11 protein-coding genes and 1 tRNA gene are annotated in these 15,112 nt (G+C 69.5%); 2 read left to right on the forward strand and 10 right to left on the reverse strand.

Features of this window, described 5'->3' with window-relative positions:
• Positions 1-333 precede the first annotated feature (333 nt).
• On the reverse strand, positions 334-909 hold the full coding sequence (locus HPO96_RS00150) for an ANTAR domain-containing response regulator (protein ID WP_420371451.1): 576 nt from the start codon (positions 907-909) through the stop codon (positions 334-336).
• Between the two features lie 79 nt (positions 910-988).
• On the opposite strand from HPO96_RS00150, the gene HPO96_RS00155 reads away from it, so the two are divergent.
• Both HPO96_RS00155 and HPO96_RS00160 read left to right on the forward strand, forming a co-directional pair.
• Positions 989-1,064: transfer RNA gene (locus tag HPO96_RS00155), tRNA-Leu, on the forward strand.
• A 32-nt stretch (positions 1,065-1,096) separates the two neighbouring features.
• Positions 1,097-1,837, forward strand: a complete 741-nt coding sequence (locus tag HPO96_RS00160) for a transcriptional regulator (RefSeq protein ID WP_171669927.1) — start codon at positions 1,097-1,099, stop codon at positions 1,835-1,837.
• A 44-nt stretch (positions 1,838-1,881) separates the two neighbouring features.
• Here HPO96_RS00160 and pyk read toward each other — a convergent pair whose 3' ends face one another.
• The 9 genes from pyk to HPO96_RS00205 all read right to left on the reverse strand — a co-directional run bounded on the left by pyk (position 1,882) and on the right by HPO96_RS00205 (position 15,109).
• Positions 1,882-3,333 (reverse strand): pyruvate kinase, encoded by a 1,452-nt coding sequence (gene pyk / locus HPO96_RS00165; RefSeq protein ID WP_171669929.1) that lies wholly within the window; start codon positions 3,331-3,333, stop codon positions 1,882-1,884.
• Between the two features lie 99 nt (positions 3,334-3,432).
• The gene (locus tag HPO96_RS00170; protein WP_337796445.1) at positions 3,433-4,968 is read right to left on the reverse strand and encodes a metallophosphoesterase family protein; all 1,536 of its coding nucleotides are present in this window, start codon (positions 4,966-4,968) and stop codon (positions 3,433-3,435) included.
• A gap of 82 nt (positions 4,969-5,050) precedes the next feature.
• Positions 5,051-6,517, reverse strand: a complete 1,467-nt coding sequence (locus HPO96_RS00175; RefSeq protein WP_171669932.1) for a glutamate synthase subunit beta — start codon at positions 6,515-6,517, stop codon at positions 5,051-5,053.
• Positions 6,517-11,040, reverse strand: a complete 4,524-nt coding sequence (gltB, locus tag HPO96_RS00180) for a glutamate synthase large subunit (protein ID WP_171669934.1) — start codon at positions 11,038-11,040, stop codon at positions 6,517-6,519. Before gltB ends, HPO96_RS00175 begins: the two co-directional genes overlap by 1 nt.
• A gap of 215 nt (positions 11,041-11,255) precedes the next feature.
• Positions 11,256-11,978: a VIT1/CCC1 transporter family protein gene (locus HPO96_RS00185; RefSeq protein ID WP_171669936.1), complete on the reverse strand. Its 723-nt coding sequence runs from the start codon at positions 11,976-11,978 to the stop codon at positions 11,256-11,258.
• A 100-nt stretch (positions 11,979-12,078) separates the two neighbouring features.
• Positions 12,079-13,176, reverse strand: a complete 1,098-nt coding sequence (lgt, locus tag HPO96_RS00190) for a prolipoprotein diacylglyceryl transferase (protein ID WP_202885436.1) — start codon at positions 13,174-13,176, stop codon at positions 12,079-12,081.
• A gap of 81 nt (positions 13,177-13,257) precedes the next feature.
• The gene (locus HPO96_RS00195; protein WP_171669937.1) at positions 13,258-13,974 is read right to left on the reverse strand and encodes a thioredoxin domain-containing protein; all 717 of its coding nucleotides are present in this window, start codon (positions 13,972-13,974) and stop codon (positions 13,258-13,260) included.
• Positions 13,971-14,456 (reverse strand): MauE/DoxX family redox-associated membrane protein, encoded by a 486-nt coding sequence (locus tag HPO96_RS00200; RefSeq protein ID WP_171669938.1) that lies wholly within the window; start codon positions 14,454-14,456, stop codon positions 13,971-13,973. The genes HPO96_RS00195 and HPO96_RS00200 overlap by 4 nt, the downstream gene beginning before the upstream one ends.
• Positions 14,453-15,109: an SCO family protein gene (locus HPO96_RS00205; protein ID WP_171669940.1), complete on the reverse strand. Its 657-nt coding sequence runs from the start codon at positions 15,107-15,109 to the stop codon at positions 14,453-14,455. Before HPO96_RS00205 ends, HPO96_RS00200 begins: the two co-directional genes overlap by 4 nt.
• Positions 15,110-15,112 lie beyond the last annotated feature (3 nt).

The raw sequence follows: 15,112 nt of genomic DNA on the forward strand, positions 1-15,112 counted from the left end.
GTCCGGCCGATTCCCGGACCCCCGCGATTGCCGCGAGCACCGGCAGGTTAGGCCCTGGACAGGTTCCAAGCGAACAGCGCATGAGCTGTGTTGTGAGGTCGTTACCGCTGTAAGTATCGTCTTGCATCCTGAGACCTGTCCTAGCCCGGTTTTGATGACACAGGGTCAGGAGACGGTTCGGTAAGGTAAGGGAACCGGGCGGTCGCTGCGACATTTCGGCACGGTGCGTAACAGATTCCCACGGCGGATCACCTTCGGGTGACAATGTGTGCCCACCCGGACATCGGGGCCTCTAGCAACGACTGACGCGTCAGGCAGATTGTGGTACGCCGGTCAGCTGCCGGCCTCGTCGACGACCAGCTCGGCGACCTGCCGCATCGAGACCCGCTTGTCCATCGCGGTCTTCTGGATCCAGCGGAACGAATCCGGCTCGGAGAGCCCGAACTTCGTCTGCAGCACCGACTTCGCGCGATCCACCAGCTTGCGCGTCTCCAGCCGCTCCGCCAGATCCGCGACCTCGCGCTCCAGCTCGGCCAGCTCGACGTACCGCGACGCCGCGATCTCGATCGCCGGCAGCAGATCCGCCTTCGAGAACGGCTTCACCAGATAAGCCATCGCCCCCGCGTCCCGGGCCCGCTCCACCAGCTCCCGCTGCGAGAACGCCGTCAGCATCAGCACCGGCGCGATCCGCTCCCCCGCGATCTTCTCCGCCGCGCTCAACCCGTCCAGCTTCGGCATCTTCACATCCAGGATCACCAGATCCGGCCGGAACTCCGCCGCCAGCCGGATGGCCTCCTCCCCGTCCCCCGCCTGCCCGACGACGTCGTACCCCTCCTCCGCCAACATCTCGGCCAGATCCATCCGGATCAACGCCTCGTCCTCAGCGATCACCACACGCTTAGCAGTCACAAGGGCCACTGTATCGACCCCACACCCCCGCCCGATGCACCGAGCGCCCTGCGCCATGAGCTAGGATTTTCCTCCGTTGGCCCTGGTACTCCAACGGCAGAGAGAGTCGCCTCAAACGCGATACAGTGTGGGTTCGAATCCCACCCAGGGCACCAGAACTGTCGACGCCATCTGCGAGCGTCATCTCATGTACGACGCGCCGACCCGTGCCCTGGCCCGCCAGGCCATCGACAGCGGCGAAAGCCTGAACTCGATCAGTCGACGTCTGGGCATCAGCAGGTCCACCCTGCGCAGCTGGCGGGACAGTCCGGCGGATCCCCCGGGCTGCCCACGATGTGAAGGCGCTGCCCTCGAGCACCCGCCGTACGCTCACCTCCTCGGCCTGTACCTCGGCGACGGCTGCATCTCCTTCCAGGCGAACGGCGTCCAGGCACTCCGGATCGCCTGCGACACCGCGTATCCCCGGCTGATCGATGCCGCGGCCACGGTCGTCCGCGCCGTACATGCCCACCGGCCCGTCCACCGCGTCGTCGCGGTCGGATACACGTCGATCGTCTCGTACTGGAAGCACTGGACCTGCCTGTTCCCCCAGCACGGCCAAGGGCCGAAGCATCTGCGTCCCATCGCGCTCGAGCCCTGGCAACACGAGATCGTTGCCCAGTACCCCGAGTTGTTCCTGCGCGGTCTGTTCGACTCCGACGGTTGCCGCGTTGCGAACTGGACGTCTCGGACGGCCGGCGGCGTCACCAAGCGGTACGAGTATCCGAGGTACCAGTTCTCCAACGAGTCGGCCGACATCATGCGGCTGTGCCAGCAGGCACTCGACCAGCTCGGCATCCCGTGGCGCATGCCACGCCGCAATGCCCTGTCGGTCGCGCGACGCGAAGGTGTTGCACGGCTCGACGAGTTCGTCGGGCCGAAGACATGACGAGGGCGGGCAGTTGGTCTACTGCCCGCCCTGGTCGTCGGGTGTTACGGGTTGGGGGTTCGGTAGGCGGGGGCGATGCCTTCGATGGCGTCGCCGATGCGGTGGACGCGGAGGGCGTTGGTGGAGCCGGGGATGGAGGGCGGGGAGCCGGCGACGATGACGACGAGGTCGCCGCGGTTGAGGGTGCCCAGTTCGAGGAGGCGCTGGTCGACCTGGCGGACCATCTCGTCGGTGTGGTCGACGGTGGGGACGATGTGGGTTTCGATCCCCCAGACGACCGAGAGCCAGGAGGAGACCGAGGGGACGGGGGTGAAGGCGAGGACCGGGATCTCGGTGCGGTAGCGGGCCAGCCGCAGGGCCGTGTCACCGGACTGGGTGAAGGCGACCAGGAGTTTGGCGTCGAGGCGCTCGGCGACGTCGGCGGCCGCGCGGGCGATGACGCCGCCCTTGGTGCGCGGCTCCCACTCGATCTCCTTGACCCGGGACAGGCCGTGGTCCTCGGTGGACTCGACGATCCGGGCCATCGTCTTGACGGTCTCGATCGGGAAGCGGCCGACGCTGGTCTCACCGGACAGCATCACCGCGTCGGCGCCGTCCAGGACGGCGTTCGCGACGTCGGAGGCCTCGGCCCGGGTCGGCCGCGGCGCGGAGATCATCGACTCGAGCATCTGGGTGGCGACGATCACCGGCTTCGCGTTCAGGCGGGCCTGGTCGATGATCAGCTTCTGGACGATCGGCACCTCCTCCAGCGGGAGCTCGACGCCGAGGTCGCCGCGGGCGACCATGAAACCGTCGAAGGCCTCGATGATCTCGTCCAGGTTGGCAACCGCCTGCGGCTTCTCGATCTTGGCGATCACCGGGACCCGGAGGCCCTCCTCGTCCATGATCTTGTGCACCAGCTGGATGTCGGCCGCGTCGCGCACGAACGACAGCGCGATCATGTCGGCCGGCAGGTGCAGCGCCCAGCGCAGGTCCTCGGCGTCCTTCTCCGACAGCGCGGGGACGCTGACCGAGACGCCGGGCAGGTTGATGCCCTTGTGGTTCGAGACCGGGCCGCCGACGGTGACCCGGCAGATCACGTCGGTCTCGGTCACCTCCTCGGCGACCAGGGCGATCCGGCCGTCGTCGATCAGCAGCTGGTCGCCGGGGTTCACGTCACCGGGCAGGCCGTCGTACGTCGTACCGCAGATCGTCACGTCACCGGGCACCTCCCGGGTCGTGATCGTGAACCGCTCGCCGTAGGTCAGCGTGACCTTCCCCTCGGCGAACTCGGCCAGCCGGATCTTCGGACCCTGCAGGTCGACGAGGATGCCGACGTTCTTACCGGTCTCCGCGGCGGCGGTGCGGATCCGCTGATAGATCCGCTCGTGCTCGGCATGGGCGCCGTGGCTCAGGTTGAGACGAGCCACGTCCATACCGGCTTGGACGAGTTCCAGGATGCGCTCGGGGGCGGCCGTAGCCGGGCCAAGCGTACAAACGATCTTTGCGCGACGCACGTCACAAAACCCTACTCCTACAAGACCACTCGGCTGCTGGTCCACCCCCGTTACCGCTGAGTCAACACTTTGTGACGACGGCCCGCGGCGGCTGTTTCGTCAGGAAGGCAAGGGGTTGTAGGCGCCGACGGTGATCTGCCCGTCCAGGCCCGCGCTGACCGTCTGCAGGCCGATCGGCCGGCCACCGGTATAGGTGATCAGCGTCATCTCCCCCGGCCGCCGCAGCGTGTAGCCGAGCGCGAACGCGTACGCCGCTCCCCCGGTCGTCCCGTTCGTGTACGTCGTCACCGCGCGCCCGTCGACCACCTTGTGGTCCGGCCCGACCTGGCGGTGCAGGTGCCCCGAGAGCAGCAGCGTCGCGCAGCCGCGGGCTGCCGTTTCGGCGTACGACGAGGGGTCGTGGACGACCATCGTCGAGATCCGCTCGTCGTCGGGCTGGGCGCAGGCGACGTCGGCCAGCCGGGTGGACTGCTCGGCGATCGTCTCGTCGCCGGGGCTGTCGGCGCTGCCGAGACCGGTACGGGTCGGGTCGCTGTCGCCGAGGAAGCGGATGCCCTCGACCTCGACCGGTTTGCTGTCGAGGACGGTGAAGTTGTTCTTCCGCATCGCCTCCTCGATATGACCGCCGGCGTCGTGGTTGCCGGCCACGGCGACCACCTTGAGATCCTTGAAGTGCTCGCGGAGCGAGTGAATGCTGAAAACTTCCCACTTCTGGCCGGACGACGAGTCGTCGCCCGCGTCGATCAGCACCTTGGCGCCGGCCACCTTCGCGACCTCGGCCGCGACCGGGTCCATCCCGATGTTGTCGTGCCGGTCGGAGACCAGCAGGGCGACGGTCTCGCCCTCGGTGGCCTGGTGGATGCGGCCGCCCACCTTCGGGACCTGGTCGCGGAGCTTGCCGTAGAACTCCGTCGAGCGCTCGTAGGTCTCGATCGCGGTCTTGATGATGCCGACGCCGCCGGTCGTGGAGAACCCGGAGGCGACCTGGACGGACTGCAGGCGCGGGTCGAGCGACAGATCGGGCAACAGCTCGGCGAGCGGGCGCCACTCGGTCGGGGCGACATCGGCCGAGCGCATCCGGGCCGGGCCGAAGATCGAGGCGATCGTGATCAGCATCGCGACCAGGACGACGACGGCCCGGTGCTCGAACCGGCGTTCGTGGGTGTGCACCAGCTCCCACAGCTCACGACGGCGCCGCCGTCCGAGCGACGTCCAGAGCGTCGCCACCGACACGACCACCAGCAGACCGGTCCCCGCGCCGGCGACGGCGTTGTCGATCGCCATCTCCTCGATCACCTGGCGGATCCGGGCGATCTCGCCGTCGGGCTGGGACGCGATCAGCGCGTCCCGGTTGAGCAGCTCGGTCAGGTTCTCCGCGTCGGTCTCCTGGACGTCGATGTTCACACCCAGCCCGCCCGGCGTGTCGGCCGGGATCCGCAGCCGCGGCAGCACTGCGCCCAGATCGAGCGTCGCGTGCCCGTCGAACGTCGGCGACACCGTCGCCGCATGCGCCCCGATCGTCACCCGCTCGGAGTCCTTCGAGAACCCGAACAACCCCACCGCCAGCGTCACCACCAGCCACACCACGACCAGCCCGCCCCACGGCGCCACCGCGCGGACCCGTTTCCTCGTCACCAACCTGGCCGCCACACCCCCAACCTATCCGCCCACCCCACCCCGGACACGCACCTTCGCGGGCACGTGTCCGGGTGTGGGATCAGACCGTCAGGGGGCGGGCGGTTGGGGGGATGGGGGTGGGGAGGGTGGAGGAGCCGGTGAGGTGGGTGTCGACGCCGTTGGCGCAGGAGCGGCCTTCGGCGATGGCCCAGACGATGAGGGACTGGCCGCGGCCGGCGTCGCCGCAGGCGAAGACGCCTTCGACGGAGGTGTGGTAGTTCTTGTCGCGTTTGACGTTGCCGCGCTCGTCGAGGTCGACGCCGAGCTGCTCGAGGAAGCCCGCGCGCTCGGGGCCGAGGAAGCCCATGGCGAGCAGGACGAGTTGGGCGGGGATGGTGCGTTCGGTGCCCTCGACGGGGTTGAACTTGCCGTTCTCGAACTTCACCTCGACCAGGTTCAGGCCCGAGACGTTGCCATCGGCATCGGCCTCGAAGTTCACCGTGGAGACGGCGTACACCCGGTCGCCGCCCTCCTCGTGCGCGGAGGCGACCCGGTAGATCATCGGGTACGTCGGCCACGGCTGGCCGGCGGGCCGGTCGTCACCCGGGCGCGGCATGATCTCCAGCTGGGTCACCGAGCGGGCGCCCTGGCGGTGCGCGGTGCCGAGGCAGTCGGCGCCGGTGTCACCGCCGCCGATGATCACGACGTCCTTGCCGGTGGCAAGGATCTGGTCCTCGACGGCCGTCCCGAGCGCGACCCGGTTGGCCTGCGGCAGGTACTCCATCGCCTGATGGATCCCGCCGTACTCGCGGCCCGGCACCGGCAGATCGCGGGCAGCGGTGGCGCCGGTGGCGATCACGACGGCGTCGTACCGCTGCTTGAGCTGCGTGCCGGTGACATCCACGCCGACGTTGACGCCGGAGCGGAAGACCGTCCCCTCTTCCTTCATCTGCTGGATCCGGCGGTCGACCTGCGCCTTCTCCATCTTGAACTCGGGGATGCCGAACCGGAGCAGACCGCCCGGCGCCTCGGCGCGCTCGTAGACCGCGACGGTGTGCCCGGCGCGGGTCAGCTGCTGCGCGACCGACAGCCCGGCCGGCCCCGAGCCGACGACCGCGATCGTCTTACCGGTCAGCCATTCCGGCGGCTGCGGCCGGACATGCCCGGTCTCCCAGGCCTTGTCGATGATCGCGACCTCGACGTTCTTGATCGTGACCGGGTCCTGGTTGATCCCGAGCACGCACGAGGTCTCGCACGGCGCCGGGCACAGCCGCCCGGTGAACTCCGGGAAGTTGTTGGTCGCGTGCAGCCGCTCGATCGCCGACGACCAGTCGTCGCGCCAGACCAGGTCGTTCCACTCCGGGATCAGGTTGCCCAGCGGGCAGCCGCTGTGGCAGAACGGGATCCCGCAGTCCATACAACGGCCGGCCTGCTTGGTGATGATCGGCAGCAGCGCCTTCCCCGGGCCACCGGGGTAGACCTCGTTCCAGTCCTGCAGCCGCTCGCCGACCGGACGCCGGGCCGCGACCTCGCGGCCGGTGGTCAGAAAACCCTTGGGGTCAGCCATCAGATGGCCTCCATCATCGCTCGCGTGGTGGCGTCCTCGTCCAGCCCGTCGCGCTCGGCGGCCGCCTTGGCCGCCAGCACCCGGGCGTAGTCGCGGGGCATCACCGTGGTGAACCGGGCGGCCGCGGCGGTCCAGTCGCCGAGCAGCTTGGCCGCCCGCTCCGAACCGGTCTCCTCGTGATGCCGCCGGACCAGGTCTTCCAGAAGTTCGGACTCGGCCTCGGTGAGCGGGAGCAGATCCACCAGCTCCGGGTTCACCAGGGCGCGGTCCAGATCGAGCACGTGGGCCACGCCGCCCGACATGCCCGCCGCGAAGTTCCGGCCGGTGGCGCCCAGGACGACGACGCGCCCACCGGTCATGTACTCGCAGGCGTGATCGCCGACCGCCTCGACCACCGCGGTGGCGCCCGAGTTGCGGACGCAGAACCGCTGGCCGGCGCCGCCGTTGATGAACAGCTCACCGGACGTCGCGCCGTACGCGATCACGTTCCCGGCGATGATCTGGTCGGCCGCGTCGAACCGGGCGTGCCGGTCCGGGCGGATGACCACCCGGCCGCCGGACAGGCCCTTGCCGACGTAGTCGTTGGCGTCGCCCTCGAGGCGCAGCGTGACACCGCGCGGGACGAAGGCGGCGAACGAGTTGCCGGCCGAGCCGGTGAAGGTCAGGTCGATCGTCCCGTCGGGCAGACCGGCCGCCTTGTACCGCTTGGTGATCTCGTGGCCGAGCATGGTGCCGACGGTCCGGTTGACGTTGCGGATGGCAACTTGGGCGCGGACCGGCTCGCCGTCGTCCAGCGCGGGCCGGCAGATCCGGATCAGCTCGTTGTCGAGCGCCTTGTCCAGGCCGTGGTCCTGGACCGTGGTCTGGTGCCGGGACGCGCCCTCGGGCAACGCCGGCACGTGCAGGATCGGCGACAGGTCGAGCCCGTCGGCCTTCCAGTGGCTGACCGCGCGCCGGATGTCCAGCACCTCGGCGTGGCCGATCGCCTCGTCGAGGGTCCGGAAGCCGAGCTCCGCCAGGTACTCGCGGACCTCCTCGGCGATGAACTCGAAGAAGTTCACCACGAACTCCGGCTTGCCCGAGAACCGCTCGCGGAGCACCGGGTTCTGGGTGGCGACGCCGACCGGGCAGGTGTCCAGGTGGCAGACGCGCATCATGATGCAGCCCGACACGACCAGCGGAGCGGTCGCGAAACCGTACTCCTCCGCGCCGAGCAGCGCCGCGACGATCACGTCCCGGCCGGTCTTCAGCTGACCGTCGGTCTGGACGACGATCCGGTCCCGCAGGCCGTTCAGCAACAGCGTCTGCTGGGTCTCGGCCAGGCCGAGCTCCCACGGGCCGCCCGCGTGCTTGAGCGAGGTGAGCGGTGACGCGCCGGTGCCACCGTCGTGCCCGGAGATCAGAACGACGTCCGCGTGCGCCTTGGAGACACCCGCGGCGATCGTGCCGACGCCGACCTCGGAGACCAGCTTCACGTGGATCCGCGCCTGCGGATTCGCGTTCTTCAGGTCGTGGATGAGCTGCGCGAGATCCTCGATCGAGTAGATGTCGTGGTGCGGCGGCGGCGAGATCAGGCCGACGCCGGGCGTCGAGTGCCGCGTCCCCGCGACCCAGGGATACACCTTGTGACCGGGGAGCTGACCACCCTCACCGGGTTTGGCGCCCTGCGCCATCTTGATCTGGATGTCGTCGGAGTTCGTCAGGTACTCCGCCGTGACGCCGAACCGGCCGGAGGCGACCTGCTTGATCGAGCTGCGCCGGGCCGGGTCGTACAGCCGGTCCGGGTCCTCGCCGCCCTCACCGGTGTTCGACTTGCCGCCGAGCCGGTTCATCGCGATCGCGAGCGTGGTGTGCGCCTCGGCGCTGATCGAGCCGTAGCTCATCGCGCCGGTGGAGAACCGCTTGACGATCTCGCTGACCGGCTCGACCTCGTCGATCGCGATCGGCTCGCGGCCGCTGTCGAAGCCGAACAGGCCGCGCAGCGTCATCAGCCGCTCGGACTGCTCGTCGATCTTTTGCGTGTACTGCTTGAAGATGTCGTAGCGCCCCGACCGGGTGCTGTGCTGCAGCCGGAACACGGTGTCGGGGTCGAACAGGTGCGGCTCGCCCTCGCGGCGCCACTGGTACTCGCCGCCGACCTCCAGCTTGCGGTGCGCGGGCAGGATGCCGTCGGCCGGGTAGGCGCGCAGGTGGCGCATCCGGACCTCTTCGGCGATCGTGTCCAGGCCGATCCCGCCGAGTTTGGACGACGTCCCGGTGAAGTACTGCTCGATCAGCTCCGGCGCCAGACCGGTCGCCTCGAAGATCTGGGCGCCGGTGTACGACGCGACCGTCGAGACGCCCATCTTCGACATCACCTTGAGGACGCCCTTGCCGAGCGACTTCACGACGTTGCGGACGGCCTGCTCGGGCTCGAGCCCCGGCAGGTAGGTGCCGCGGCGGGCCAGATCCTCGACGGACTCCAGCGCGAGGTACGGGTTGACGCCGGCGGCGCCGTACCCGATCAGCAGCGCGACGTGGTGCACCTCGCGGACGTCGCCGGCCTCGACGACCAGACCGACCTGGGTGCGGGTCTTGCGACGCACCAGGTGGTGGTGGACGGCGGCGGTCAGCAGCAGCGACGGGATCGGCGCGCTGTCGGCGTTCGAGTGCCGGTCGGACAGGACGACGATGCGGGCGCCGGCCTCGATCGCGGCGTCCGCCTCGGCGCAGATCTCGTCCAGCCGGGCCTTCAGCGCCTCGCCGCCGCCCTCGACGTCGTACACGCCGCGGACGACGGTGGTCGCCAGCCCGGGCATGTCGCCGTCCAGGTTGATGTGCCGGATCTTGGCCAGCTCGTCGTTGGTGATCACCGGGAACGGGAGCACCACCTGGCGGCAGGACGCCGGGCCCGGGTCGAGCAGGTTGGCCTCGGGGCCGAGGCTCGACGACAGCGAGGTGACGAGCTCCTCGCGGATCGCGTCCAGCGGCGGGTTGGTGACCTGCGCGAACAGCTGGGCGAAGTAGTCGAACAGCAGCCGCGAGCGGTCGCTGAGGACGGCGATCGGGGTGTCGGTGCCCATCGAGCCGATCGGCTCGCCACCGGTCTTCGCCATCGGCGTCAGCAGGACGCGCAGCTCTTCCTCGGTGTACCCGAAGACCTGCTGGCGGCGCGTGACCGAGGCGTGGCTGTGGACGACGTGCTCGCGCTCGTGCAGGTCCTCGAAGCGAATCAGGCCGCCGTGCAGCCACTCGTCGTACGGGTTCTCGTTCGCGAGGGCGTTCTTCACCTCGGCGTCGGTGACGATCCGGTGCGCCTCGACGTCGACCAGGAAGATCCGGCCCGGCTCGAGCCGGCCCTTCTCGGTGACGGTGGCCGGGTCGATGTCCAGGACGCCGGCCTCGGACGCGAGCACGACCAGGCCGTCCTCGGTGACCCAGTAGCGCGACGGGCGCAGCCCGTTCCGGTCGAGGACCGCGCCGATCTTCGTCCCGTCGGAGAAGACGACGGACGCCGGGCCGTCCCACGGCTCCATGATCGTGGAGTGGAACTCGTAGAACGCGCGGCGCTTCGGGTCCATCGTGGCGGCGTTCTCCCACGCCTCCGGGATCATCATCAGCATCGCGTGCGGCAGCGAGCGGCCGCCCAGGTGCAGCAGCTCGAGCACCTCGTCGAACGAGGCCGAGTCCGACGCGCCCGGCGTACAGATCGGGTAGAGCTGCTCGAGGTCACCCGGGATCAAGTCACTCGAGAGCAGGGCCTCACGGGCGCGCATCCAGTTCCGGTTGCCCTGCACGGTGTTGATCTCGCCGTTGTGGGCGATGTACCGGTACGGGTGGGCCAGCGGCCAGGACGGGAACGTGTTGGTGGAGAACCGGCTGTGCACGACGCCGATCGCGGACGCGAGGTCGGGGTCGGTCAGCTCGGGGAAGAACTTGTCCAGCTGGTCGGTGGTCAGCATCCCCTTGTAGGTGATGGTCCGGCCGGACAGCGACGGGAAGTAGGTCTCGGTCTCCTTCTCGGCCCGCTTGCGCAGCCGGAAGGCCATCCGCTCCAGGGCGAGGCCGAGCACCCGGCCCGCGGTCGCCGTCACGAACAGCTGCTTGAACGTCGGCATCACCGAACGCGCCGTGTTGCCGAGCAGCTCGGGAGTGGTCGGCACGTCGCGCCAGCCCAGAACCGTCAGCTTCTCCTCGGCCGCGATCTCCTCGATCCGGGCGATCGCCTTCGCGGCGTCGTCCGCCTGGGCCGGCAGGAACGCGATCCCGACCGCGTAGCTGCGCGGCACCGGGAGCTCGAAATCGCACACCTTGCGGTAGTACGCATCCGGTACCTGGATCAGGATGCCCGCGCCGTCACCCGAGTCCGGTTCGGCGCCCGAGGCGCCGCGGTGCTCGAGGTTGCGCAGGGCGGTCAAGGCCTTCGCCACGATGTCGTGGCTCGGTTCACCGGTCAGAGTCGCGACGAAAGCAACACCACAGGCATCGTGCTCGTGCTTGCCGTCGTACAGACCCTCACGCGGGAAGGGGGCGCGACCAAACATTCAGGGGCTCCCGTCGTCCTACGGTCAACAACTGGCCGCGGGACAACATTGGCCCAAGCCGGGTGTCCCGAGACTACCTCATGCCGCCCGGTATCTGGACTCCGATTCCACCGCCAGGCGCGCCATCTCACGCTCAGTAAGCAAGCGCTCACTCCGTGGCCCTATCCTCCCAGCAAGCCTTCGCCCGGGCCACCCCTTAACAGATGAATTACGGGTCAGCCGAGGCCTGGGCCGACCAGGGTGCCGACGAAGTAGGTGAGGGCGGCGGCGAGGCCGCCGAGGAGGAGCTGACGGAGGCCGGAGTACCACCAGGAGCGGCTGGTGACGCGGGAGACGACGGCGCCGGCGGCGAAGAGGGCGGTCAGGGAGAGGATCAGGGCCGGGAGAACGCTGGCGGCGCCGAGAAGGTACGGGAGCAGCGGGACGAACGCGCCGACGGCGAAGCAGACGAAGGAGGACACGGCCGCGACGACCGGGTTGGGCAGGTCGTCGGGGTCGATACCGAGTTCTTCACGGACGTGTTCGCCGAGGGCCTGGTCGGGGTCGGTGTGGAACTGTTCGGCGACCTTGTCGGCGAGGTCCGGGGCGAGTCCTTTCGCGCGGTAGGTCTCGGCGAGCTCGATCTCCTCGTCGACCGGATGCCGCTCGATCTCCAGCCGTTCGACCTCGATCTCCGCGCGGGCGAGCTCACGCTGCGAGGCGACCGAGGTGTACTCCCCCGCCGCCATCGAGAACGCCCCCGCGGCCAGCCCCGCCAGGCCCGCCAGCACCACGAACTGCGACCCCGACGTCGTACCACCGTCCATCCCCGCGATCAGCGCGAAGTTCGACACCAGCCCGTCCATCGCCCCGAACACCGCCGGCCGCAACCAGCCCCCGTTCACATCCCGGTGCCGATGATCCCCGTGATGCTCAGCCGAAACCCGCCGCTCAGTCATACAACCCCGACCCGATCACGCCACCAGCCGACCGAGGCCGTACGCCCGGTGAGGCTCTCCGCCTCGGCTGAGGTCTGGAGAGCTGTCACCGGGCTGGTGGTCACCTCGGAGCGCCGTCCGGGGTCGGGTCGTCCGCCGGGGACACCGAGGCAGCCGGTCCCCCGGCCGGCTCCGCCTCGGCTGGGTTGGCCGGGGAGCTGTCCGGTTCGGCGGTGGTTACGGATGAGGGGGCTGGCTCGGCCGCGCCCGCGGTGGGGCTGGTCGTCGGCTGCGCCTCCGTCTCGGGGGTGTCCGTGGGGGCCGTTGTCGGCTGCGCCTCCGCCTCGGCTGTGGGGCCGTCGGTGGGGGTGGCGGGGGTGGTGGTGAGGGGGGATTCGCCGGGGCGGGTTCGGGCGCTGATGACGAAGGCGGTAACGGCTAGGACGAAGAGGATCAGGGAGGTCCAGACGTTCAGGCGGAGGCCCAGGAAGTGGTTGACCTCGTCGATGCGGAGGTTCTCGATCCAGGCGCGGCCGGCGGTGTAGGCGGCGACGTAGAGGAAGAAGGCGCGGCCGTGGCCGAGGGTGTAGCGGCGGGCGACGAGGAGGATGAGGGCTACTACGCCGAGGTTCCAGAGGGCTTCGTAGAGGAAGGTGGGGTGGAAGGTGGCGAATTCGGCGTAGCCGTCGGGGCGGTGGGCCGGGTCGATCTCGAGGCCCCAGGGGCGGGTGGTGGGTTTGCCGAAGAGTTCCTGGTTGAAGTAGTTGCCGAAGCGGCCGAAGACCTGGGCGAGGGCGATGCCGGGGGCGATCGCGTCGGCGAAGGCCGGGAAGGAGACCTTGGCGCGGCGGCAGGCCAGGTAGGCGCCGAGGGCGCCGAAGCCGACGGCGCCCCAGATGCCGAGGCCGCCGTTCCAGATCTTCAGCGCGTCGACCGGGTTGCGGCCGTCGCCGAAGTACAGCTCGGCGTCGGTGATCACGTGCCAGATCCGGGCGCCGATCAGGCCGAACGGGATGGCCCAGAACATGATGTCGGACAGCACCACCGCGGAGCCGCCGCGGGCGACCCAGCGTTTCCGGGTCAGCCAGTATCCGGCGAAGATTCCGGCCAGGATGCACAGCGCGTACGCGCGGATCGGCAGGCCGAGGACGTGCCAGACACCCTGGCTCGGGCTGGGGATGAACGCCGGCACCATCACGGCGGTGATCAGACTAGACATGGCATCCGGAACGCTACTCGACCGCCCCGGGCACCGGCCAGGAACCCAGGGTCACGATGGGGACTCGGTGCGTACGCACGGTCAGTTGGCCGCCGCCACCGCGGCGTCCACAGCCGCCTGCAGCCCCGCGGCGGTCAGCGCGTCGTCCTCGAGCTTCTTGCCGTTGACGAAGACCGCCGGCGTCCCGGTCACGCCGCGCGCGTCCGCGGCCTTGCCGATCGACTCGACCCAGCCGCCGTAGGTGTTCTGCCGGACGGCCTCCTGGAACTTCGCGTCGCCGACGCCGAGCTGCTTGCCGAGCTCGAGCAGCTGGTCGGTCGTCCAGGACTTGCTGAAGTCGTTGTACATCTCGTCGGCGTAGCTGAGCGCCTTGCCGTTCGCGGCGGCCGCGGCGAACGCGTTCGCCAGCCGCGGCGAGGCATCCGGGTTCACGAACGCCAGCGGCCAGTACGTGAGCGTCGCCGTCCCGTCCTGGACGAGCTTGTCGACGACGCCGCCGGTCGACTCCTCGAACTCGGCGCAGTGCGGGCAGCGGAAGTCCAGGTAGATCTCGAGCTGCGCCTTGGCGCCGGCCTTGCCGACCGTGACGCCCTTACCCGCCTCGCCCGGCCCGGTGATGACGGCCGGCTCGGGGCGCCCGTTGGCGCTGACCTCGACCTTCGAGTTCGCGCGCCAGTACTGGACGCCGACGCCGCCGAGCAGGGCCAGCACCAGCACGACGACCACGATGAGCCCCGGCGAGACCCGCCGCTTGGTCGAGCTGGTCAGCGGGTTCACGGGGGTCTTGGACTTGCTCACGACGCGGTCTCTCCTGACATTGCGTGCGGATCCGATTCGAGGGCGAACTTGCTGGCCGGGTTGAAGCACAGCCAGACCGCCAGGGCGAGCAGGCCGACGTCGCGGACGATCTCCTGCAGGTACTGCGTCTGCCCCGGATCGACCTTCCCCCCGCCGCCGAAGCAGCCGCAGTCGATGGCCAGCCCGCGGGCCCACGCCGAGGCGACGCCGATCAGGAACACCACCATCAACGCCGCCGCCGAGGCCGCCGTCACGCGGACGCCGAAACCGAGGATCAACAGCAACCCGACCGCGATCTCCAGGAACGGCAGCCCCCAGCCGACCGGATCGGCCAGCACCGGCGGCAGGAGCTCGTACGCGCGGACCGCCTGCGCAGCGGTCTCCGGGTCACTCACCTTCAGCACCCCGGCGACCAGCAGCACCCCGCCCAGAATCAGCCGCGCGCCCAGGGACACCCAGGCGAACCAAGGACGCCGGTTCACTGGTTCGCCTCGACCAGCTTCCCGAAGTCGTGGGCCATGTCGCCGATCGCGGCGTTGGCCATCCACAACACGTTCGCCTTGTCGTTCTTGCCGAAACCGAGCACCTGCGCGCCGTGGCCGACCTCGTACCCGCCGGACGGCAGCTTCTTCATCCCCTCGACCGGTACGCCGATCGTCTGGCCGATGCTCTTGATCGAGTCCAGCTTGCCGGTCAGCCCGACGAACGACGGGTCGTAGCGATCCAGGTACTTACGGATCACCTGCCCGGTGTCGCGGGCCGGATCGGTGGTGATGAACAGCAACTGCACCTGCTTGCGCTGCGAGTCGTCCAGCTTGGTCAGCGCGGAGGCGACATCGGCCAGCACCGTCGGGCACACGTCGGGACAGTTGGTGTAGCCGAAGAAGATCAGCGTCACCGGCTTCTTGGTCGACGTGACCAGGTTGAACGGGTTCCCGTCGGTATCGGTCAGCGTCGCCTGGGGCAACGAGTACGGGCGGTCGAGCGACGCGCCGCGCATCCCGTTCGGATCCTGGCTGGTGCGGATGATCGCTCCGCCGGGGTTGTCGGGGTTCTCCTGCTTGCCACTGCAGCCCGCAACCGCCAGCAGAGCCACCGCGGCGAACAGCAGCGCCGCGTTTCTGGTTCGGCTCACAGC

The organism is Kribbella sandramycini (assembly GCF_013131805.1).
GTDB classification, from domain to species: Bacteria; Actinomycetota; Actinomycetes; order Propionibacteriales; family Kribbellaceae; genus Kribbella; species Kribbella sandramycini.